The sequence below is a fragment of the Streptomyces sp. CLV115 genome, assembly GCF_038448545.1.
GTDB classification, from domain to species: Bacteria; Actinomycetota; Actinomycetes; order Streptomycetales; family Streptomycetaceae; genus Streptomyces; species Streptomyces sanglieri.
Genome location: NZ_JBCEWQ010000157.1, coordinates 1 through 19,781 on the forward strand (window position 1 = coordinate 1; position 19,781 = coordinate 19,781).

At 68.9% G+C, this 19,781-nt stretch carries 19 protein-coding genes; 7 read left to right on the top strand and 12 right to left on the bottom strand.

Annotated elements, in window-relative coordinates; genetic code table 11:
- Positions 1-45: 45 nt before the first annotated feature.
- Together AADR41_RS34525 and AADR41_RS34530 are read right to left on the bottom strand one after the other, a co-directional pair.
- Positions 46-804: a TetR/AcrR family transcriptional regulator gene (locus tag AADR41_RS34525; protein WP_342285825.1), complete on the bottom strand. Its 759-nt coding sequence runs from the start codon at positions 802-804 to the stop codon at positions 46-48.
- 100 nt (positions 805-904) lie between these two features.
- The gene (locus AADR41_RS34530; protein WP_342285827.1) at positions 905-2,434 is read right to left on the bottom strand and encodes an MFS transporter; all 1,530 of its coding nucleotides are present in this window, start codon (positions 2,432-2,434) and stop codon (positions 905-907) included.
- 130 nt (positions 2,435-2,564) lie between these two features.
- Between AADR41_RS34530 and AADR41_RS34535 the strand changes: the two genes are divergently transcribed.
- Positions 2,565-3,428 carry an endonuclease/exonuclease/phosphatase family protein gene (locus AADR41_RS34535; RefSeq protein WP_342285828.1) on the top strand — a complete coding sequence of 288 codons (864 nt, stop codon included), beginning with the start codon at positions 2,565-2,567 and terminating at the stop codon, positions 3,426-3,428.
- Between the two features lie 3 nt (positions 3,429-3,431).
- On the opposite strand, the gene AADR41_RS34540 is transcribed toward AADR41_RS34535, so the two are convergent.
- The 7 genes from AADR41_RS34540 to AADR41_RS34570 all read right to left on the bottom strand — a co-directional run bounded on the left by AADR41_RS34540 (position 3,432) and on the right by AADR41_RS34570 (position 11,921).
- Complete coding sequence (locus AADR41_RS34540) at positions 3,432-5,681, bottom strand: ArnT family glycosyltransferase (protein WP_342285829.1); 2,250 nt, start codon at positions 5,679-5,681, stop codon at positions 3,432-3,434.
- Positions 5,678-7,024 carry a bifunctional glycosyltransferase family 2/GtrA family protein gene (locus AADR41_RS34545; protein ID WP_342285830.1) on the bottom strand — a complete coding sequence of 449 codons (1,347 nt, stop codon included), beginning with the start codon at positions 7,022-7,024 and terminating at the stop codon, positions 5,678-5,680. Before AADR41_RS34545 ends, AADR41_RS34540 begins: the two co-directional genes overlap by 4 nt.
- Before the next feature lie 237 nt (positions 7,025-7,261).
- Positions 7,262-8,839, bottom strand: a complete 1,578-nt coding sequence (locus AADR41_RS34550) for a HAMP domain-containing sensor histidine kinase (RefSeq protein ID WP_342285832.1) — start codon at positions 8,837-8,839, stop codon at positions 7,262-7,264.
- A complete protein-coding gene (locus AADR41_RS34555) occupies positions 8,832-9,572 on the bottom strand; it encodes a response regulator transcription factor (protein ID WP_342285834.1) in 741 nt (246 codons plus the stop codon). The genes AADR41_RS34550 and AADR41_RS34555 overlap by 8 nt, the downstream gene beginning before the upstream one ends.
- Before the next feature lie 34 nt (positions 9,573-9,606).
- Complete coding sequence (locus AADR41_RS34560) at positions 9,607-10,545, bottom strand: amidohydrolase family protein (protein WP_342285835.1); 939 nt, start codon at positions 10,543-10,545, stop codon at positions 9,607-9,609.
- A gap of 38 nt (positions 10,546-10,583) precedes the next feature.
- On the bottom strand, positions 10,584-11,465 hold the full coding sequence (locus AADR41_RS34565) for a DUF2797 domain-containing protein (protein WP_342285836.1): 882 nt from the start codon (positions 11,463-11,465) through the stop codon (positions 10,584-10,586).
- A 36-nt stretch (positions 11,466-11,501) separates the two neighbouring features.
- The gene (locus AADR41_RS34570; protein WP_342285838.1) at positions 11,502-11,921 is read right to left on the bottom strand and encodes a MarR family winged helix-turn-helix transcriptional regulator; all 420 of its coding nucleotides are present in this window, start codon (positions 11,919-11,921) and stop codon (positions 11,502-11,504) included.
- Positions 11,922-11,977: 56 nt separating this feature from the next.
- Here AADR41_RS34570 and AADR41_RS34575 point away from each other — a divergent pair, with 56 nt between their 5' ends.
- Positions 11,978-12,502, top strand: coding sequence for a DUF6790 family protein (locus AADR41_RS34575; RefSeq protein WP_342285840.1), 525 nt, complete (start codon positions 11,978-11,980; stop codon positions 12,500-12,502).
- A gap of 527 nt (positions 12,503-13,029) precedes the next feature.
- Positions 13,030-14,214, top strand: coding sequence for a DNA cytosine methyltransferase (locus AADR41_RS43020; protein ID WP_446751156.1), 1,185 nt, complete (start codon positions 13,030-13,032; stop codon positions 14,212-14,214).
- On the opposite strand, the gene AADR41_RS34580 is transcribed toward AADR41_RS43020, so the two are convergent.
- From AADR41_RS34580 to AADR41_RS34590, 3 genes are all read right to left on the bottom strand, one after another.
- Positions 14,135-15,022, bottom strand: a complete 888-nt coding sequence (locus tag AADR41_RS34580; RefSeq protein WP_342285842.1) for a hypothetical protein — start codon at positions 15,020-15,022, stop codon at positions 14,135-14,137. The two genes, AADR41_RS43020 and AADR41_RS34580, sit on opposite strands and share 80 nt — an antisense overlap.
- Before the next feature lie 549 nt (positions 15,023-15,571).
- Positions 15,572-16,270 carry an HAD family hydrolase gene (locus AADR41_RS34585; protein WP_342285843.1) on the bottom strand — a complete coding sequence of 233 codons (699 nt, stop codon included), beginning with the start codon at positions 16,268-16,270 and terminating at the stop codon, positions 15,572-15,574.
- Complete coding sequence (locus AADR41_RS34590; protein ID WP_342285845.1) at positions 16,260-17,126, bottom strand: GntR family transcriptional regulator; 867 nt, start codon at positions 17,124-17,126, stop codon at positions 16,260-16,262. Before AADR41_RS34590 ends, AADR41_RS34585 begins: the two co-directional genes overlap by 11 nt.
- Before the next feature lie 136 nt (positions 17,127-17,262).
- Here AADR41_RS34590 and AADR41_RS34595 point away from each other — a divergent pair, with 136 nt between their 5' ends.
- The 4 genes from AADR41_RS34595 to AADR41_RS34610 all read left to right on the top strand — a co-directional run.
- Positions 17,263-17,592 carry an SCO3933 family regulatory protein gene (locus AADR41_RS34595; protein WP_342285847.1) on the top strand — a complete coding sequence of 110 codons (330 nt, stop codon included), beginning with the start codon at positions 17,263-17,265 and terminating at the stop codon, positions 17,590-17,592.
- Between the two features lie 2 nt (positions 17,593-17,594).
- Positions 17,595-18,953 carry an FtsK/SpoIIIE domain-containing protein gene (locus AADR41_RS34600; RefSeq protein WP_342285849.1) on the top strand — a complete coding sequence of 453 codons (1,359 nt, stop codon included), beginning with the start codon at positions 17,595-17,597 and terminating at the stop codon, positions 18,951-18,953.
- A gap of 85 nt (positions 18,954-19,038) precedes the next feature.
- A complete protein-coding gene (locus AADR41_RS34605; RefSeq protein WP_342285850.1) occupies positions 19,039-19,221 on the top strand; it encodes a hypothetical protein in 183 nt (60 codons plus the stop codon).
- 85 nt (positions 19,222-19,306) lie between these two features.
- A partial coding sequence (locus tag AADR41_RS34610) for a DUF2637 domain-containing protein (RefSeq protein WP_342285851.1) occupies positions 19,307-19,781 on the top strand: 475 nt, incomplete at its 3' end.

Here is a 19,781-nt window from a genome sequence, read left to right on the forward strand (position 1 = left end):
CCCCTCGGCCGTCCCGCACCGCCCCCGGCCGTCCCGCACCGCCCCTCAGCGGTCCCGCATCGCCTCGATGCCCGCGATCAGCAGGTCCAGGGCGAAGGTGAAGTCCCGGTCGCGCATCTCCTCGACCGTGTCGCCGCCGCGGGCGTCCATCACTTCCTGCGAGGACTCCATGATGTCGCTGAGATGCGGCTGGTCGCGGATCGTGGCCATCGCCTGCCGGTAGTACTGCTCCTGGCTGATTCCCGCCGCCGCGCTGCGCTGCGCGAAGTGGCCCTCGACCGTGCCGAATCCGTACACGAACTGGAAGACCGCGGAGAGCGCGCCGGTCTGGTGTTCCAGCGGCAGGCCGGTAGCCCGGATCACGTCCTGGACGGCGTACGACATCAGCATCGCGTGCGGGCCGATGTTGAGGAAGTGCCCGGCGAGCGTGGACACCCAGACGTGCCGGACGAGCAGCTGCCGGTACTCGGTGGCCAGCCCGCGCAGCCGGTCGTGCCAGTGCGCGTCCTCCTGCGGGGGCGTGAACTCCCTGTAGACCGAGTCCAGGGCCAGTTCCAGCAGGTCGTCCTTGGTGTCCACGTACCAGTACAGGGACATCGCGGTGACGTCGAGCTCGGCGGCGAGCCTGCGCATGGAGAACTTGGCGAGTCCCTCGGCGTCCAGCAGCCGGACCGAGGTCGCCGTGATTTTTTCCCGGTCCAGGCCCGCCGCCTGGTCCGGTTTGCGGGTGCGCGACGGTGTCCGCTGATCCAGCCACACGCTGGTCCTGGCGGGGTTCTTCACGCGGTCGGCCGCAGACACCATGGCGCACTCTCCTCGTCTTGCCGGCGGGGCGGACCGGGCCGCGTACGCGTGACCCGCGCACGGAGCGGACCCTTACCGTCCGGCGCGCCCCTCCCCGATGCTATGCCGCCGCTGCGGTCCCGGTGGAGTCCGCACGGGCGGATTCCGTCCGCTCCGCGCGGCGCAGCAGCACGGCGGCGAGCAGGCCGCCGACCAGCACCGCGACCGCTCCGAAGAGCTGGCTGGTCTCCAGGCCCGAGGCGAAGGCGTCCGTGATCCGGGCCCGCTCACCGGCGTCGCCCGCCGAGGCGAGCGCGGCGGGCAGCGAGGCCGCCCCGACGGCCGCCGGCACCAGGGCCGCGAACCGCGAGTTGAGCACCGCGCCGAGGACGGCGACCCCCAGACCGTTGCCGAACTCGGCGAGCGTGCCGTTGACCCCGGCGCCCACCCCGGCCTTCTCCGGCGGAATGGCGCTCATGATCGCGTTGGCCATGGCGGGCATGGCGAGCGCGATGCCCGCGCCCATCACGACCAGGCCGAGCAGCATGCCGCCGTAGCCGTCGCCGCCGAGCAGCGCGATCGCGGCCAGGCCCGCGGCCAGCAGGCTCATCCCGGACGCGATGGTGACCGGCGTACCCAGCTTGGGCACCAGCCTGGCGCCCAGGCCGGTGAGGTTGAGCGCGACGACGCTCAGCGCCAGCGGGGCCGTGCGCAGGCCGGCCTCCAACGGCTCGTAGCCGAGCACGAACTGGAGCTGCTGGGTGAGCAGGAAGAGCGAGCCGCCCATCCCGAAGGCGACCAGGATCGCGCCGGCGACCGCCCCGATGAACTTCTGGTTCCGGAAGAAGTGCATATCCAGCATCGGGTACGGGATGTGCAGCTCCCACAGCACGAAGCCGGTGAGGACGGCGACCCCGACGAAGGCCGTCAGCAGCACCTGGCCCGACGTCCAGCCGTGCCCCGGGCCGGAGATGATCGCGTACACGACGGATGCCATGCCGATGGTGGAGAGCAGGGCGCCGAGCAGGTCGGGGCGCTCGCCGCCGGCGCTCCTGGACTCCGGGACGAGCCGGGCCACGGCGACCAGCCCGACGACCGCGACCGGGATGTTGATCAGGAAGATCGCGCCCCACCAGAAGTGGTCGAGCATCACTCCGCCGACCAGCGGCCCGACGGCGAACCCGAGCGAGCTGACGGTCGACCAGATGCCGATCGCCTTGACGCGTTCGGTCTCGTCGAAGATCTGCACGACGACGGCGAGCGTCGTGGTCATCAGCAGCGCACCGCCGATTCCCATGCCCGCACGGGCGGCGATCAGCTGTACGGAGGTCTGGGCCAGCCCGGCCACCAGCGAGCCGATGCCGAACAGGGCGAGCCCGGTGATCAGCATCTTCTTGCGGCCGTAGCGGTCGGCGGAACTGCCGGCCGTGAGCAGCAGGCCCGACTGGACCAGCGAATAGGCGTTGATCATCCACTGCACATCGGCGGTGGAGGCGTCCAGCTCCCGGGTGAGGGAGGGGATCGCGACGTTGAGGACGGTGTTGTCGAGCAGCACCGTGAGCTGGGCGAGACAGATGACGCCGAGGATCAGCCAGCGTTGCGGATGGCTCGGCGACGAGAGGTGGTTCTGCTCGGCGGCGGTCGCCGTCATACGGACTCCTGATCCCTTATACGGTGTACGAGTAGTGGCGCCGTACACCGTATAGCTACTCCTGTACGGCGTACAACGCATTTACCCGCGGTACCGTGCTCGCCGCTGATCCGACAAGGGCTGGAGTGGTATGTCACTGCGTCGTCGTACGGTGGAAGTGCTCGTCGCGGCAGGGCTGTCGGTGACCGCCCTGGTACCGCCCGCGGCAGCGGCCGGCCAGGGGCACGGGCACTCGGTGCCGCTGCGCGTGGCCACGTACAACATCCATGCGGGCGCCGGCATGGACAACGTCTTCGATCTCGACCGGCAGACCGCCGAGCTGCGCTCGCTGGACGCCGATGTGATCGGGCTCCAGGAGGTCGACGTCCACTGGGGCGACCGCAGCCAGTGGCGCGACCTGGCCGGTGAGCTGGCCGAACGGCTGGGCATGCGGGTGTCGTTCGCCCCGATCTACCGCCTCGACCCGATGACGCCGGGTGCGCCGAAGCGGGAGTTCGGCGTCGCGGTGCTGTCCCGGTACCCGGTCGTGAGCGCCGAGAACCACGACATCACCCGGCTCTCCACCCAGGACCCGAACCCGGTGCCGGCGCCAGCGCCCGGCTTCGGTGAGGTGGTGGTGCGGGTGAAGGGGCTGCCCGTGCACGTGTACGCGACGCACCTCGACTACCGGGGCGACCCGTCCGTCCGGATCGCCCAGGTGGCCGACACCCGCCGGATCATGGCCGAGGACCGGGGGTCGGAGCGGGGGCCGGTGCGGCAGGTCCTGCTCGGCGACTTCAACGCGGCGCCGACCGCGCCCGAACTAGCCCCGCTGTGGCAGGAGCTCGACGACGTGGAGCCCGGCGGTCCCACGTACCCGGCGCAGGATCCGGTGCAGCGGATCGACTACGTGGCGGTGTCGAGGGACACCGTGCGGGTACGCGACGCGGCGGTGGCCGAGACACTCGCCTCGGACCACCGCCCTGTCGTCGCGGACCTGTTGCTGCGGCGCTGAGCCTCAGCCGCTCTTCTCCGGCCGGGTCAGGTCGTAGAAGGTGGCGCTGCCGGCCGTGACCTTCTTGAAGTTCGCCTCCACCCAGGAGGAGATCTGCGAGGAGGTGCCGTTGCCGCCGCCCATGCCGCCGCCCCCGCCCATGCCGCCGGAGATGAAGTAGTGGATCCGGCCGTCCTCGACGTACTGCTTGAACTGGGCGAGCGTCGGGGACGGGTCGCTTCCGTTGAAGCCGCCGATCGCCATCACCGGGTCACCGGTGGCGAGTTGGTAGCTCGCGGCGTTCTGCGAGCCGATGGCCGCGGCGGCCCAGGTGTAGTCCCCGGCGTTCTTCTCCAGGAGCTCCTTGGCCTCGGTGCCGACGGACGCGCCGTCGAGCAGTCCGCCCATGCCGCCGCCTCCACCACCTTCGCCTCCACCGAAGCCCTCGCCCATGCCCATGCCCATGCCCGTGCCCATGCCGGGCATCGCACCGGGCTGCTGTCCGTTCTGCGAGGTGCCGGGCAGACCGTTCGCCTGGCCCTGGCCCTGGCCCTGGCCCTGGCCTTGACCCTGCCCCTGACCGGGCGGGGTGCCGGTCGGGGGCCGGCCCATGCCGCCGCCCTGCTGGTTGCCTTGTTGACTGCCCTGCTGACCGCCCTGCCCCGGGAATCGCATCCCGCCGCCGGGGCCACCACCGCGGCCACCGCCGCCGGGGCCGCCCATGCCACCGCCGGACGGGCCGGCCGTGACGATCGAGCCCTGGTGCCCGGTGTTCAGCGTGCTCACGGCGTACGCGGTCGGCCCGGCCAGTGACGCGGCGAAGCCCAGGACCACGGCGACGAGCGCCACCCGGCGCCCCGTCCGGGACGCGAGCAGCAGCCCCGCCGCGCCGGCGATCCCGGCGACGAGCACGGCCGTGCGCAGCCACGGCAGGTAGTCCGTGGTCCGGCCCAGCAGTACGTACGACCAGTACGCCGTCAGGGCGACCGCGCCGCCGAGCGTGGCGCCCGCCCACCAGCGGGACCGCTCCTCCCACAGGACCGTGGCGCCCATGCCGATCAGCGCCGCGATGTACGGGGCGAGGGCCACCGTGTAGTACTGGTGGAAGATGCCGGCCATGAAGCTGAAGACGACCGCCGTCATCAGCAACGAGCCGCCCCAGGCGAGGAACGCCGCACGGGCCGTGTCGGTGCGCTTCGCCCGCCAGGTCAGCCAGACGCCCGCGACCAGCAGGATCAGTGCGGCGGGCAGCAGCCAGGAGATCTGCCCGCCGATCTCGGAGTTGAACATCCGGCCGATTCCGGTCTCGCCCCACTGGCCGCCGGACCCGCCGCCCGGACCGCCCCCGCCGCCGACGCTGCCGGTCTCGTCGCCGTTGATCCGGCCCAGGCCGTTGTAGCCGAAGGTCAGTTCGAGGAAGGAGTTGTTCTGCGAGCCGCCGATGTACGGGCGGGACGAGGCGGGCCACAGTTCGACGATCGCGACCCACCAGCCGCCCGCGACGACCGTCACGAGGGCCGAGAGCCCGAGCTGGCCGAGCCGTCGGCGTACCGGAACCGGCGCGCACAGCGCGTACAGCACGGCCAGCGGAGGCAGGATCAGGAACGCCTGCAGGGTCTTCGCCAGGAACGCGAACCCGACCGCGGCTCCCGCCCACACCAGCCACTTGGTGCGGCCGTGCTCCAGTGCGCGCAGCACGCAGTAGACCGTGACGGTCATCAGCAGCGCCAGCAGCGCGTCCGGATTGTTGAAGCGGAACATCAGCGCGGCCACCGGCGTGAGCGCGAACACCACCATCGCGATCAGCCCGGCGACGGCGTTGAAGCGGCGGCGCACGGCCGCGTACAGCACCCCGGCCGTGGCCACCCCCATCAGCACCTGCGGGAGCAGGATCGCCCAGGAGTTGAGGCCGAGGACACGCACCGACAGGGCCATCGGCCAGAGGGAGGCCGGGGGCTTGTCGACGGTGATGGCGTTGGCCGCGTCCAGCGAGCCGAAGAAGAAGGCCTTCCAGCTGCGGCTGCCCGCCTGCGCGGCGGCGGAGTAGAAGGAGTTGGCGTAGCCGGAGGCGCTGAGGTTCCACAGGTACGCGCCCGCGATGACCAGCAGCAGCACGAGGAACGCCGGCCGCGCCCAGCGCGGGTCCTCCGGCCTGCCCCGCAGGATGCGGTGCGCCGGGGAGCTGGCCGGGCGTCCGTGGGCCGGGGCGCCGGCCGGCGCGGGTGCCGGCGGGCCCGGCGGGGCCGGAAGGTGGTCGGGATGCAGCGTGGTCATCGGACGTTCCCCAGTTCGTGGTGAGTGTCATCGGCGTGCCCGGCCGGCGGAGCGGCCGCGGCCGGGCCGTCCCCGTACACCTCGCGGCTCCGGTCCGCCCGGTCCGGGAAGACCCAGGCGCGGAAGAGCAGGAACCGCAGCACCGTCGCCGCGAGGTTGGCCGCGATCAGCACGGCGAGCTCCGTGCCGTGCGACGGGGATCCGGACGCCGCCCCCAGTGCGGCCAGTGATCCGCTGGTCAGCGCGAGGCCGATGGCGAAGACGACCAGGCCCTGTGCCTGGTGGCGGACGGCGCCGCCCCGGCCCCGTACGCCGAACGTGAGCCTCCGGTTGGCCGCCGTGTTGGCGACGGCCGACACCAGCAGCGCGCCGCCGTTGGCGAGCTGCGGGCCGACGCCCAGCCGGAACAGCGAGTACAGGGCGAGGTAGACGAGCGTGGAAAGGGCGCCGACGACGCAGAACCCGACGAGCTGACGGGCCAGTCCGCCCGGTACCCCGCTCAGCGCACGGTCACGCGGATCGTCCCCGAAGGGCCGGGCCAGCCGGTCCAGCGGCAGTGCGCCGACCGCCAGCGCCCGCCCCACCCGCCACACGCCCTTCAGGTCCTCGGTCGCCGTCCGCACGATGTGGACGGTGGAGTCGGGGTCGTCGACCCAGTCGACCGGCACCTCGTGGATGCGCAGCCCGGCACGCTCGGCGAGCACCAGCAGCTCGGTGTCGAAGAACCACCCCGAGTCCTCCACCATCGGCAGCAGCCGCTCCGCGACATCGCGCCGGACGGCCTTGAACCCGCACTGCGCGTCGCTGAACCGGGCGGCCAGCGACGAGCGGAGAATGAGGTTGTAGGCGCGCGAGACGAACTCCCGCTTCGACCCCCGCACCACCCGCGAACCACGGCTCAGCCGGGAGCCGATGGCCAGGTCGGAGTGGCCCGAGATCAGCGGGGCGACCAGCGGCAGCAGCGCGTTGAGGTCGGTGGACAGATCGACGTCCATGTAGGCCAGGACCGGCGCGTCCGAATGCGACCAGACGGTGCGCAGCGCCCGCCCCCGGCCCTTCTCCTCCAGCCGGTACGACCGCACCCGGGGCAGCGCCGCCGCGAGCCGGGCCGCCACCTCCGGCGTCCGGTCGGTGCTGGCGTTGTCCGCGACGGTGATCCGGAAGCTGTACGGGAAGGTGCGCGCCAGATGGTCGTGCAGGCGCAGCACACACGGTTCGAGGTCCTTCTCCTCGTTGTAGACGGGTACCACCACATCGAGTACGGGTGCACCCGCCGCATCGACCGCTCCGGCGAGGAGGTGGTCCCGGGCCGGCAGGGTGCCCCAGGGAGTGTCGGTTCGCATGTGACCGACACTCGCCAACCCCGCTGTCACACCGGTGTGCTGAACCTGTCCCCCGGCTGTGAGTACGGCCCGGTCCACGGGAGTACGGACCGACCTGCGGGGAGTACGGACCGGTCTGCGGGGGGGCGGGCCGGCCTGCTGGGAGTACTGACCGGTCTGCGGGAGTACCGAACGGTCTGCGGGAGTACCGACCGGTCCGCGGGAGTACCGACCGGTCCGCGGAGAGTGCGAGCCGGCCTACTGCGCGTACGAGCCCGCGGGCTGCGCGTACGGACCGGCCTGCTGCGGGTACCGGCCGGCCGCGGGTTCCGCGGGCAGGTGGACGGCGAACACCGTGCGTCCCGGCGCCGAGTCCACCTCGGCCCGGCCGCCGTGCGCGGCGACAACAGCCTGCACGATGGCGAGCCCGAGCCCGGTGGAGCCGGCGTTGCGGGAGCGCGAGGCGTCCCCGCGGGCGAACCGTTCGAAGACGTGCGGCAGCAGCTCCGGCGGAATGCCGGGCCCGTCGTCCTGGACCTCCAGCGTCACCCACGGCCGGCCGGCCGCGCACCGCACCCGGACCGTGACCGTGGTGCCGGGCGGAGTGTGGGTACGGGCGTTCGCCAGCAGGTTGACCAGCACCTGGTGGAGCCGGGGCGGATCACCGTGCACGGTCGCTGGCTCGTCCGGCAGTTCGAGGCGCCAGTGGTGGCCGCTGCTACCGGCGGCACGGGCATCGCTCAGCGCGTCGACGACGACCGGGGAGAGGTCGGTGCTCTCCAGGCCGAGCGGGCGTCCGGCGTCCAGCCGGGCGAGCAGCAGCAGATCCTCCACCATGCCCGTCATCCGCTCCGCCTCGGACTCGATCCGCCCCAGGGCGTGCCGGGTGTCGGGGCCGGTCTCCTCGCGGCCGCGCCGGGTCAGTTCGGCGTATCCGCGGATCGAGGCGAGCGGGGTGCGCAGCTCATGGCTGGCGTCCGCGACGAACTGACGGACCCGTGTCTCGCTCTCCTGCCGGGCCTCCAGCGCCGAACCGACGTGGCCCAGCATCCGGTTGAGCGCCGCGCCCACCTGGCCGACCTCGGTACGCGGATCGGCCTGGGCCTGCGGAACCCGTTCCAGCAGGGCCACCTCTCCGCTGTGCAGCGGGAGTTCGGAGACCCTGGTCGCGGTCGCGGCGACCCGGCGCAGCGGTCGCAGCGCGACGCCGACCATGGCGGCGCCGGCGATCCCGGCCGCGATCAGCCCGGCGCCGGTGACGCAGACCTCGACGAGGAGCAGGGTGGTGATCGCGGAGCCCACCTCGGCGGCGGGCAGGCCGACCAGGACGGTGGCACCGTGCGGATCGGTGACGGCCTCGACCCGGTTGGCCCCGAGCCCCGGCAGGTCGACGGTGCGCGCGTTCTCCCCGACGGAGAGATCGGCCGCCTCCAGTGCCCTGCGCTGGGCGGCGGTCATCGGCTGTCCGCTGTCCTCGGAGCCGGGCCCCGGCGCGGTGGTGCTCGCCACGACCACGCGCGACTCGCTGACCGCGCCGTCCTCCAGCACCGCTCCGAAGGCGCCGACGGGCAGTCCGCGGGAGTCGACGAAGGCCAGCGGGTCGAGGCTCTGCGGCACCCCGCCGCCGGGCATCGGGCCCCCGCCGGGCGGCTTCGCGGCCCGCACGGCGACGGTGTGCAGCTGGTCGTCGAGCTTGCCGTACATGTAGCTGTGGAAGGCGATGGTGGTGACCGTCCCGATCACCGCGGCGACGACGGCGATCAACGTGACCGCCGAGACCACCAGCCGGGTCCGCAGTGTCCACGGCCCCCGCCATCTGCGGGGGCGCCTACTCACCGGGCTTGATGAGGTAACCCGCCCCACGCCGGGTGTGGATCATCGGTGAGCGTCCGACGTCGATCTTCTTGCGCAGATACGAGATGTACAGCTCGACGACGTTCGCCTGTCCGCCGAAGTCGTAGTTCCACACCCGGTCGAGGATCTGCGCCTTGCTCAGCACCCGGCGCGGATTGCGCATCAGGAAGCGCAGCAGCTCGAACTCGGTCGCGGTGAGGTGGATGGAGGTACCGCCCCGGCTGACCTCGTGGCTGTCCTCGTCGAGCATCAGATCGCCGACGACGAGCGACGAGTCGCTGCGCACCGCCGCCGTGCCCGAGCGCCGGATCAGCCCGCGCAGTCGCGCCACGACCTCCTCCAGGCTGAACGGCTTGGTGACGTAGTCGTCGCCGCCCGCCGTGAGACCGGCGATCCGGTCCTCCACCGCGTCGCGCGCGGTCAGGAACAGTACGGGCACCTCGGCGAGCTCCCGCCGCAGTCTGCCGAGCACGGCGAACCCGTCCGTGTCGGGCAGCATCACATCGAGGATCACCACGTCGGGCCGGAAGGAGCGCGCCATCCGGACGGCCCCGGCACCGTCCCCGGCGCTGCGCACCTCCCAGCCCTCGTAGCGCAGGGCCATGGACAGCAGCTCGGCGAGGGGGGCCTCGTCGTCCACCACCAGCACACGGACCGGGGTGCGGTCCGCCCTCAGCAGTTCGGTGCGCCCCTGGGGCGAGGTCGTCGTCGTCATGCCCCAACCCTGTGAGGCTCCCCTGAAAGGGCCCTTACCCGTTTCTGTGAATTCCCTGAGAAAAGGTCCGGTCGGCCGACGGCGGCCGGCCCGGGCCGAACAAGGCGCTCGCGTTCCCGTGACAGACCGCCCGCAGCCAGTCGTCCCCCAGCTCCAGCCTTTCCAGCGCGTGCAGTTGATGGGCGTACGGGTACGGGATGTTCGGGAAGTCCGTGCCCAGCAGGATCCGGTCCCCGAGCGCCGCGAGCCGCCCCCGTCCGTCCGGCGGGAACGGGCTGAAGTCCTCCGTGAAGTCCGTGAACGCCATCGTCGTGTCGAGCCGCACCTCCCGGTACGTCTCCGCGAGCGCCAGGAACTCCGCGTACTCCGGCATCCCCATGTGGGCCACGACCAGCCGCAGCCGGGGATGCCGGGCGAGCAGCCGGCCGACCGGCTCCGGGCCCGTGTGCCTGCCGGGCGCCGGCCCCGAGCCGCAGTGCGTCACCACCGGGATCCCGGCCTCCGCGAGCAGCCCCCAGACCGGATCGAGCAGCGGATCGTTGACGTCGTACCCGCCCACCTGGACGTGCGACTTGAAGACCCGCGCGCCCGCCTCGACTGCCTCGCGCACATACCGCTCCACGCCCTCCTCCGGGAAGAACGTCGCGGTGTGCAGACAGTCCGGCGCCCGGCGGGCGAAGTCGGCCGCCCAGCCGTTCAGCCAGGCGGCCATCCCTGCCTTGTGCGGGTAGAGCATCGAGGTGAACCGGAGCACGCCGAACGAACGCAGCAGCGCGAGGCGTTCGTCCTCGTCGTGCCGGTAGGCGATCGGCCACTCCATCCCGGTCAGCGGCCCCGCCGAGTCGAAGTACGCCCAGACCTTGCTGAGCACCCGCTCCGGCATGAAGTGGGTGTGGACATCGATGATCCCGGGCAGCCCCAGCCGCTGCCAGAACCGTACGACGTCGTCGGCGTCGCCACTCGTTGCGCTCATCCCGAGCCCCTCTCACCGTCCGGACGCCTCCGACGATCTCAGAACAGCCCGTCCTGCACGCCACCGCCCCCGAGATCCGTCACCGGTACTCCCACCCCGGCCCGCGGGTCCGCCGCCACCAGCTCCCACCCGGTCATCAGCCGGGTGTCCAGCACCACGACCCCGTCCGCCGCCGTCGCCAGATGCAGATCGGGACCGGCCGCCGCCACCAGCCGCCCCGCGACCACGCCCCCGGCCACCAGCTCGGTGACGGCCCGGTCCACCTCCACCGCGCCGTCGAGCCCGAACACCCCGGCGTGATCGACCGCCACGAACGGCAGCCGCTCCAGCGACCGGGGCCACCCGGTCCCCTCCAGCGCCACGGCCCGCCCGCACAGCTCCGCCACCTCGGCACGGCGCTCCGCCGCCCCCGGCAACGCCCCGCGCACGGCCCGCTTCCTCGCGTACGGAATCCGGTCCGGCACCCCGAGCGCCGACCGCAACAGCTCCTCGGTCCGCCGGCACGCCATCAACGGCCCCCGCCCCAGCCAGCTGAACACCACGGCGCCCTGCTCACGCAGCCGCGCCGCTTCCCGCTGCTCGGCGGTGATCCCGACCTTCACCATCCCCGGCCCGAACCAGGCGAGATACACCCGGTACGTCCTCGGGTCGTCGGCGATCGTGTCGGCGGCCACCGAATGCGCCCGGTCCAGCCGCGCACACTCCGGACACCGCGCCCCCGTGCTCCGCCCCGACACCACGGCCCGCACCGGACACACGTTCCCGCGCGCCCCGATGCACCCGCGCTCCCCCTCGGCCCGGAACCCGAGCTCCGTCCCGTGGGCAAGCGCGCTCCCCCGTACGGATCCGCCCCGCCGCCAGCCCAGCACGGGCGGCCCCTGCACATCCGGCCACCGCAGCCCGGTGCACCGCCAGCCCATCGCCACCACCATCGCCCTCGACGCGTAGAGGCACCCTCATTCGGATGCGAGGAACTCGGCCAGCCGAAGGGTGTCTTCGAGGTAGCGCTCGTAGGGGAACCCGGCCGCGACAAGCCCGGCGCGCAGCTCGTCGTAGAGCGGCTTTCCGGCGGTGTGGAAGGCGTTCCGGCCGGCCTCCGTGAGGCGGACCAGCCGCCGCCGCGCGTGTTCGGGGTCGATGGTGATCTGCACCAGGCCACCCGCTTCGAGCGGCCGCAGCGACCGGCTGATCGCCGGGTCCGACACCGACAGCGCCTGCGCCAGCCGATGCTGCGTCACCGGCTCGATGTCCTCCAGCGTCCCCAGAAGCCGTATCTGGCTGTACGTCAGACCGCCGGGGTCGTCGTTGCGCTGTCGCGCCGCTTCGCCCAGCAGCATGACCACTCGGTGCAGCAGGTCTGCGAGTCCGTCGTCCACACCACCACCCTACCGCATCATTGACTTGTTAATATTAACTAGGTAAGACTGAAGTCATGGACACCTTCTCCCATCTCGCCCGGTCCGCGTTCCCCCTGGTCTGGATCCTGGTGCCGACCGCCGGAGCCTTCGTGCAAACCCGCCACGCCCAGTCGCCCCGGCAGGCGCTGGAGACCTGGCAGCGCTGGTGGGCCATCGGCGCCTTCGGCTGCGGGAGCCTGTGGATGACGGTCGCGTTCCTCGCCTTCCCGGACGTCATGGCCACCGCGATCGGCTTCGACCGGACGCCCTTCATGTTCGAGATCACCTTCGCCAACCTCGGGCTGGCCGTCATGGGCTTCCGGGCCGCCTCGGCCTCCGCCCGCGAGCGCATCACCATCGGACTCGGCGGCGGAATGTTCCTCTGGGGAGCCCTGGCCGGCCACGTCTACCAGTGGTTCGCCAACGGAGACCACGCCCCCGGCAACACCGGCGGAGTCCTCGTCAACGACCTCCTGATCCCGGCAGTCATGATCATCCTGGCCGTGCGGTCCCGCCGCCTGGCCGCCACCCCCCGGCCGACCGCCGGCATCGCCGCCTGACCGACGTGCCCGTCCGCCCCGTTCGGGATGGGGCGACGCGTCGGCGGAAGCATCCGGCACGGCCGTTCACCCAGGCCCTGAACACAAAAGCCGGAGGCCCTCAGGATTTCTCCTGAGGGCCTCCGGCGTGCTGTGCACTCGGCAGGATTCGAACCTGCAACCTTCTGATCCGTAGCTCTAGCCGGATCGGTCAGCAGCGGTCATACCGGCCGCTACGAGGCCCCGTAAAGACGGTAGCGGACGGGGACGGTTGCCGTGGTTGCGGTACCGCGCTGCTGTACTCCTCGCTTTGATGCCCCGTTGACCGCGCCTCGGTAACCAGGTGACACAACCCTTTGCCAATCAAGACTACGAATCCCAATTCAGCCGGAGTTCGACCCCCGGAAGGCAAGTCTCCAACCGCAAGCAAGGCACGAAATAGAATTGCATTCAGTCGCGCGCCGGCTTGACTTACAGGACTACGCAACGTTATCATTCAGCGGAATAATAGGGAGATTACCTTGGTTTCGAACGGCGCATACTCCGTTGTGGATCTTTTTTCTGGCGGGGGCGGGATGAGTTATGGATTCCATGCCCATTCGTCCTTTAAGATGCAAGGCGCCGCCGATGTTGAAGTCGGAAAGCCGAGCACTGGCCACGGAGCCATTGGGTGCAACGCCACCTACGAAGCAAACATGGGGATTACCCCCTTGGCTGTGGATCTGGCAGCCATTGGAGCCGACGAACTTGCGGAGCGTATTGCACCGTCGTCAGGAGTAGATGTCCTTCTGGCATGCCCTCCGTGTACCGGGTTCTCCCGTGCAGTCTCTAAAAATTGGGCCCAGGACGACCCCAGGAACTCTCTGGTGGCGCGCGTCGCAGATCATGTAGCAACAATGAGACCGAAGATTCTCATGATGGAGAATGTTCCACAACTTCTCAGTGGAAACTTTCGCCATCACTATCAGGCTCTCAAAAGCTCTCTGGAGGGTATGGGCTACACGGTTCGCGCGTCGTCGCACACTCTAAGCAAATTCGGCTTGCCGCAGCAGCGTGACCGAGCTCTTGTGACCGCAACAGCTCCAGGGCTGCCTGCACTAACCATCGAGGATCTCTGGAATGGTTACGGACTGCGAAAAGAAGCGGTAACGGTCCGGCGTGCGATCAGTCACCTTCCTGCCGTAGCTGCCGGCGCCCAGGCCCCAAATGATGCGAACCATACTAGTAGTGCACTGGCCGGCGACTCACTCGCCAGGATCGCAGCAATTCCTCATGATGGCGGGAGTTGGTCAGACCTTCTCCGCACTCCCGAAACGGAGAAATATCTGATCCCATCGATGTGGAAGGCTGTAAATGCTGGCCGACTGAACGCGTATAGCGATGTCTATGGACGGATGTACTGGGATCGCCCTGCTCCCACAATCAAGCGTGAGTGCTCCCACGTGGGCAACGGGAGGTATGCACACCCCGAACAAGACCGCCAGTGCACAGTGCGCGAACTAGCTATTCTTCAGGGGTTCCCTGAACATTACAGGTTCGTTGGCCAGAGCCGAAAGAACCTGTATAGGCAAATCGGTGACGCAGTGCCACCGCTGATTTCCTTTCAGTTGGCTCACGTAGCCTCTTGGATTCTGAGCAGTGAACCCCCCGAGATCAAATCGGCAATTCTTCCTGGTACGTCGCTGAGGGTTGCTGATCTGGTTGCCGAGGAATCTCAGCTGCTGCTGCTGTAGACAAATTCGAGACATCGGTAGCAGTGGATCCCGGAAGAGTCCAGTAGCCGTGATGCACGCATTCTCTTAGCGCGAACCAGATCCGAACTTTCTCAACACTAGTGTCCAACAACATTCGGAACTGTCGGGTACCGCCATCCTCCCTGAAGTAATTGGCACCAAAACTCTTGGCGACTTTCTTACCTCTCTGCGCCTTGGAAAAAATTTCCGGTCGCGTTTGAGACACTAGCGATGAATTGAGAAGACCCCAGGGGATTTCTTCGAGGCTGTACGTAATGAACGCACCTGCCCTACTGGCCCTCAGCACGACAATTCTTTCGTAATCCGAAAGGCGGGGGATTACCAATTCTCGTACGTTGCGGGCACAATCTTCAGACGTCAAACTATCCCTAATCCAAAGGGCCTCAGTAAACTTCTCCACCTTTACTTGATTCTTACTCATAGAATCGCCAGTTTCCGTCTTCAGGGACCATGTGTAACCACCTCCCTCTACATCAAATTTCGCCTGCTTCTGGTTTGGGTTAAGCCTTGCATCGACGTCTCCAGAAGCGATCAAACATTGCTTAAAGATATATTCGAAATTCTCCTTGTTCAGAGCGCGTTCATGTAGCGCGTGATGAACTACCAGAAAGAGAGCCATCTCTTCGCGGAATGCATCACCTACGAGCTCGGTAGTGTTTCCGGGTCGAAAATTGACCTTTCGATGCATGTTACGAACGACAGATTCAACGGCTGCAAGTTGGCGCGCCTCCAAGCCATCAAATCCCGAAATGATGCGGTTCTGAATTGCCTTAAGATCAACATCCATAGGGAGATGTTACTGGAGCGAGGTAACTACGGAGAGTGGTTGGTCAGGTCCACGAACCGACGGCTGCGCAGTTCGGACGCCTCAGCCACTTCCTTGACCACCCACCTCTCAAGCTCCCATCCCGTCCGCCTTCGGCCCACACACCGTGGAGCGGGCGTGGTTCAGGGCGTCAAGGTGGAGCGCGCCACTGTACGAACGACCTTGACGCCCTGGGCCGCGACTGCTCGGCTCTGCCTGGGTCGAAGGTGGTCGGGATGGGAGCCCCACGACGCTCACCACGCTCCGGCCGGCACTCGCGAACGGCGCCCCTCCCATCCCGGAGTCTGAGCGCCCCGCCGGAGGCATGTCTTGAAGCCGCGGGCGTGTTTCTCATCTCATGCCCTTGGGCCTATCCACTGCGGGCGCGCGTCGGCGGCGGCAGCGCCGAGCGGGCCGGAGGCAGGAGCGCGGGCGCAGCCAGAGCCGGGAAGCGCGCCCGGCGGAGCGGAGCGCAGCCGGGTGCCTTGATGAGGTAGAGAAACCTGTAACAGCTCTGGGAGCGCCGATCCCTCAACTGACCGGCTGGGGGCGGATCGCCTCAACGATGGCCTGCATGGACTCAGTGATCGCTTCGGCTCCTGCCTCGGCGAATGCCTGGCGCTTGCGTGGCTTGTTGGCATAACCGATCGCCGTGCAGCCGACCGCGTGAGCAGCCTGGATGTCCGTCAGCGAATCACCGATAAGGGCGCACAGGGTGACATCGACTTCGAGTGCGTTAGCAGCCGCAATGAGGGAATGTGGGTTCGGTTTCATGAGGTTCGGCCGGTTCACAGGGCGCCCCACCACCTCCAGCACATGCCCAGTCAGACCATGCTGACCCAGGAACGTCCGTACACACTCGGCGGAGTTGTTGCTCACCACCGCGATCTTCCGCCCCGAGGCTCGTACCGCTTCCAACGACGGGATTGACCCTGGAGTGGGCTCACCCGCTACCGCGACTGCTTTGACTTCAGCAGCAGTGAGTGCGCGCTCCACCTCTGCCCCAACCTCAGGGTTGGCATCGTGCGTGAGCCGAAGGACTTCGAGAGGGTCATCCGTTTCGCTCAACTTACCGTTGAGGCTGGGTTCGGCCTGGGTTGCCAGCTGGGCCAGTTCCCTTGCGACTCCCACCGCGGGGTAGCCAGCGAACACGTCGCACAGCGGGCCGTCGAAGTCGAAGAACACCGCAGCAGTGCCGGTCAACGCCGAGCTGAGGTTGTCACTGTCCATCGAGATCGAATCCCCTCGCGATGGTGTCCCAGACGCTGTCGAACCACATGCGTGCCTGCTGGACCTGCTGTGTACCGCTCGACGACTCGCTGTCATTGACGGAGTGGTGGAAGAGAACGGTGTCTTTCCCAACCAGGTCGTAGATCTCGATAGGTTCTCCTTGGGCTACAACCGTGTTGGGCTTGATCGGGTAGTAGCCGAAGAAGGCGTCTTCCTGATTGATCACGTACAGCTTGAAGAACTGCGTGCCGCTGTGGACTCTGACCTCGACGCTGGTTTCGGGCACCAGTCCCAAGTGCCTCAACTCCGCCATCGAGTCGCGGATGCTGCGGGCGTATCCGACCATGATGGCGTGCATCCGGACGCGTAGGCGTTCGTCGTCACCACAGTCTTCGCGGCGTACCGGGGCGGCCTGGGGCACCGACATGTCCGGGACGAGTATGCGAACTGTGATGCTCGACGGCGTCAGCCTGCCGACTCGGATCTTGTCCAGCGGTTCCTGAAGTGCACCGTGGAGCGTCTCACTGGAGAACCCAGCGAAGTCGATGGTGACAGCGCTGCTGGAGAACGCCTGTTCCACGTAAGGACGTAGTCCTGCCGGCCGTTCCGTCCGGTTGCGGACGAAGACGCCGCTTCCCTTACGCGACACCACAAGGCCCTCGTCTTCGAGCTCCCTCAGAGCGCGTTGGATCGTCGCCCGCGCAAAGCTGTACATCTCTGTCAGCTCTTTGTGTGATGGAAGTTTCTCCCCGGGTGCGATCTTCCGCGTCCGGATCGCCGCTCCGAGGCTGCTCGCCACCTGCTCGTAAGGCGGGCGGTCGTCGTCAGGGTCCAGGGGATCGGGGGAAAACGTCATGCAGCGATGGTACGCCGCCGAACCGACATTGAGGCAGCCAGGATAGCCAGGTTGACATGACTAGCCAAGCTGCGTACGTTGGTCATGCAGCCGACAAGGCTAGCCAAGTCAGTCACCTCCTCAAGGGAGAAGCCTCATGCCGTCCTTCAAGATCGACGTTTCGACCGCTGTCGTGTTCGTCGCGACGCCTCCGACGCCGAAGCTCGTGAGCAAGCAGACCGGCGAGATCGCGATGGACCGGGAGACGGGTGCCCCGCTGTCCACGGTGGGTCTGCTGATCTCGGACGAGGGTGAGGGGAACCTCTACCAGGTGACGGTGCCGAGCACGGGTGTCCCGGAGAAGCTGACCCCGGGGACGCCGGTGACGGTGGTCGGCCTGAAGGCCCGGGACTGGGAGAACACGTTCAACGGTCAGACCCGGCACGGCATCAGCTTCCGCGCAGTGGCCATCACGGCGGGTGCCTGATCATGTCGGACACTGCCACGGTGATTGAGGTGGCCGGGGTCTTATCGGCTGCGGGTGGGCTCGGCTATGCGAAGGTTCGCGCTCCTCGCGTGTTCTGGTCGCTGGCCGGCCTCCCGGTCGCCCGGGTCCGTTTCGCGGCCACCTACCACTCCACGATGGATGTGTGCGGGCTGACGGTCCAGCCGTCTCGCCTGCGGGCGTTCATGGTCCGCAACGTGGCCCGCCGCCAGGACGTCCAGCCGGTACCTCCGAGGGTTCACCGCGTCCGCGGCTCGTCCACCGGGATGCGCGCCACCCTCCGACTCCCCGCCGGCCTGGAGCCCGCAGATGTCGCTGCCGCCTCGGAACGGCTTCGCCACGCCTGGGGTGTCCACTCGGTGCACGTCGTGGAGACCAAGCCCGGCTTCGTCGAACTGCGCATGACCGGCTATGACGTGCTGCGGCGGGTGAAGATGCCTCGCAGGCTGCCCCGCAAGCTCGCCTCGGGCCCGATGGTGGTGCCGGTGGCGTTGCGGGAGGACGGGAGCGCGTTCGTCCGCGACTACACCAAGATCCCGCACGGCCTGACCCTCGGGGCGAATCAGTCGGGCAAGTCCATGTATCAGCGCAACCTGATCGCCGGTCTCGCGAAACTCCCGGTGGGCCTGGTCGGGATCGACTGCAAGCGCGGTGTCGAACAGCGCGGATACGCACCCCGGCTCTCCGCCCTGGCGGTCACCCCGGATGAGGCATCGTCCCTGCTGGAAGTCCTCGTTGGGGAGATGGAAGCCCGCTTCGACATCCTGAGCCATCACGGGGTCTCCGACCTGTGGGACCTACCCGCGAAGGTGCGGCCCGTGCCGCTGGTGGTCCTGGTCGACGAGGTGGCAGAACTGTTCCTCACCGCCGCGAAGAAGGACGAGGAACGCCGCGATCGGATAGTGATGTATCTGATCCGGCTGGCGCAGATGGCCCGTGCGGTCGGCATCTACCTGGAGATCTGCGGGCAGCGCTTCGGCTCCGAACTCGGCAAGGGCGCCACCATGCTCCGCGCCCAGCTCACCGGCCGGGTCGTCCACCGGGTCAACGACAAACAGACCGCCGACATGGGCCTGGGCGACATCGCGCCCGAAGCGGTCTCCGCCGTCACCCTGATCCCGCCGGACCGTCCCGGCGTGGCGGTGGCCGGCGACTCCTCCGGCGGCTGGTCCCGCATTCGCACCCCCGAGATGACCGCGGCCGACGCGGTGGCCATCTGCCACGAGTACGCGCACCTCACCCCCGCCGTCCCGGCCCTGGCCCCGTTCCGCCCGGCCGTTCCCGTCGCCACGGCCCCGGCCGGTGCTCCCCCGCTGGTCAAGCCGAGGCCGGTCACCGAGTAACACCCCCTGCTCCACGGTCGGCGTGACCGCTTCGCGCCAGGTCCCTACCCTGCCCATGCCCGGAACCCGAGAGGAAACCCCTGCCATGGCCACCAAGAGGACCACCAAGCCCCCGAAGGCTTCCGCGCCGGTCGAACCGGCCAAGTGCCAGCCCTGCAACGGGACCGGAAACGTCGCGGTCACCGTGCGCGTCGGCCGCAAGCGCCTCCCGGTCGGCCAACAGGACGGCCTCTGCCTCAACTGCTTCGGTACCGGTACCGCCGCCTAGTCCTGACCCTCCTCGCCCCGGCGCAGGGCGGTCGACTGACATCCCGCCCGGCCTCGGCCCAACCTCCCCGAAAGGAGGTGATCCTGTGTCCCGCACCCTCCGCCTCGACGCCGTACTTGTCCAGGCCGTCATCGCCGGCGCTCTGTCCTTCTCCCACCTGCACGATCTGGCCCTGGCGGCCGGACAGGACGGCTGGAAGGCATGGGCCTACCCGATCAGCGTGGACCTGCTGCTCGTCGCCGCATGGCGCCGCATGCGCACCCACGCCGACAACCGCCCCGCCTGGGTCTGGTTCGTGATCGCCCTGGCCGCGTCCCTCGGCGCGAACATCGCCACCGCCGGACTCCTCGACCTGGACCACGTACCGGCCTGGCTCCGCATCCTCGTCGCCGGCTGGCCCGCCCTCGCCTTCCTCGGCGGCACCCTCCTCGCCCACGCACCCACCCCCGCCGAAGCACCGGCCGAACGCGAACCGGTCTCCGAACAGGCGCCGTTGGCAGCCCCGGAACCGGCCCCGGACGTCACGGTGGAACGGGCGCCTGAGCCCGACCCCTCCCCGG

Excerpts from the sequence above, each read along its gene's own strand:
- AADR41_RS34560 (WP_342285835.1), bottom strand. The coding sequence starts at position 10,545 with ATGAGCGCAACGAGTGGCGACGCCGACGACGTCGTACGGTTCTGGCAG.
- AADR41_RS34585 (WP_342285843.1), bottom strand. The coding sequence starts at position 16,270 with ATGGACAGTGACAACCTCAGCTCGGCGTTGACCGGCACTGCTGCGGTG.
- AADR41_RS34605 (WP_342285850.1), top strand. The coding sequence starts at position 19,039 with ATGGCCACCAAGAGGACCACCAAGCCCCCGAAGGCTTCCGCGCCGGTC.
- AADR41_RS34540 (WP_342285829.1), bottom strand. The coding sequence starts at position 5,681 with ATGACCACGCTGCATCCCGACCACCTTCCGGCCCCGCCGGGCCCGCCG.
- AADR41_RS34535 (WP_342285828.1), top strand. The coding sequence starts at position 2,565 with ATGTCACTGCGTCGTCGTACGGTGGAAGTGCTCGTCGCGGCAGGGCTG.
- AADR41_RS34575 (WP_342285840.1), top strand. The coding sequence starts at position 11,978 with ATGGACACCTTCTCCCATCTCGCCCGGTCCGCGTTCCCCCTGGTCTGG.
- AADR41_RS34525 (WP_342285825.1), bottom strand. The coding sequence starts at position 804 with ATGGTGTCTGCGGCCGACCGCGTGAAGAACCCCGCCAGGACCAGCGTG.
- AADR41_RS34600 (WP_342285849.1), top strand. The coding sequence starts at position 17,595 with ATGTCGGACACTGCCACGGTGATTGAGGTGGCCGGGGTCTTATCGGCT.
- AADR41_RS34565 (WP_342285836.1), bottom strand. The coding sequence starts at position 11,465 with ATGGGCTGGCGGTGCACCGGGCTGCGGTGGCCGGATGTGCAGGGGCCG.
- AADR41_RS34595 (WP_342285847.1), top strand. The coding sequence starts at position 17,263 with ATGCCGTCCTTCAAGATCGACGTTTCGACCGCTGTCGTGTTCGTCGCG.
- AADR41_RS34580 (WP_342285842.1), bottom strand. The coding sequence starts at position 15,022 with ATGGATGTTGATCTTAAGGCAATTCAGAACCGCATCATTTCGGGATTT.
- AADR41_RS34590 (WP_342285845.1), bottom strand. The coding sequence starts at position 17,126 with ATGACGTTTTCCCCCGATCCCCTGGACCCTGACGACGACCGCCCGCCT.
- AADR41_RS34545 (WP_342285830.1), bottom strand. The coding sequence starts at position 7,024 with ATGCGAACCGACACTCCCTGGGGCACCCTGCCGGCCCGGGACCACCTC.
- AADR41_RS34530 (WP_342285827.1), bottom strand. The coding sequence starts at position 2,434 with ATGACGGCGACCGCCGCCGAGCAGAACCACCTCTCGTCGCCGAGCCAT.
- AADR41_RS34555 (WP_342285834.1), bottom strand. The coding sequence starts at position 9,572 with ATGACGACGACGACCTCGCCCCAGGGGCGCACCGAACTGCTGAGGGCG.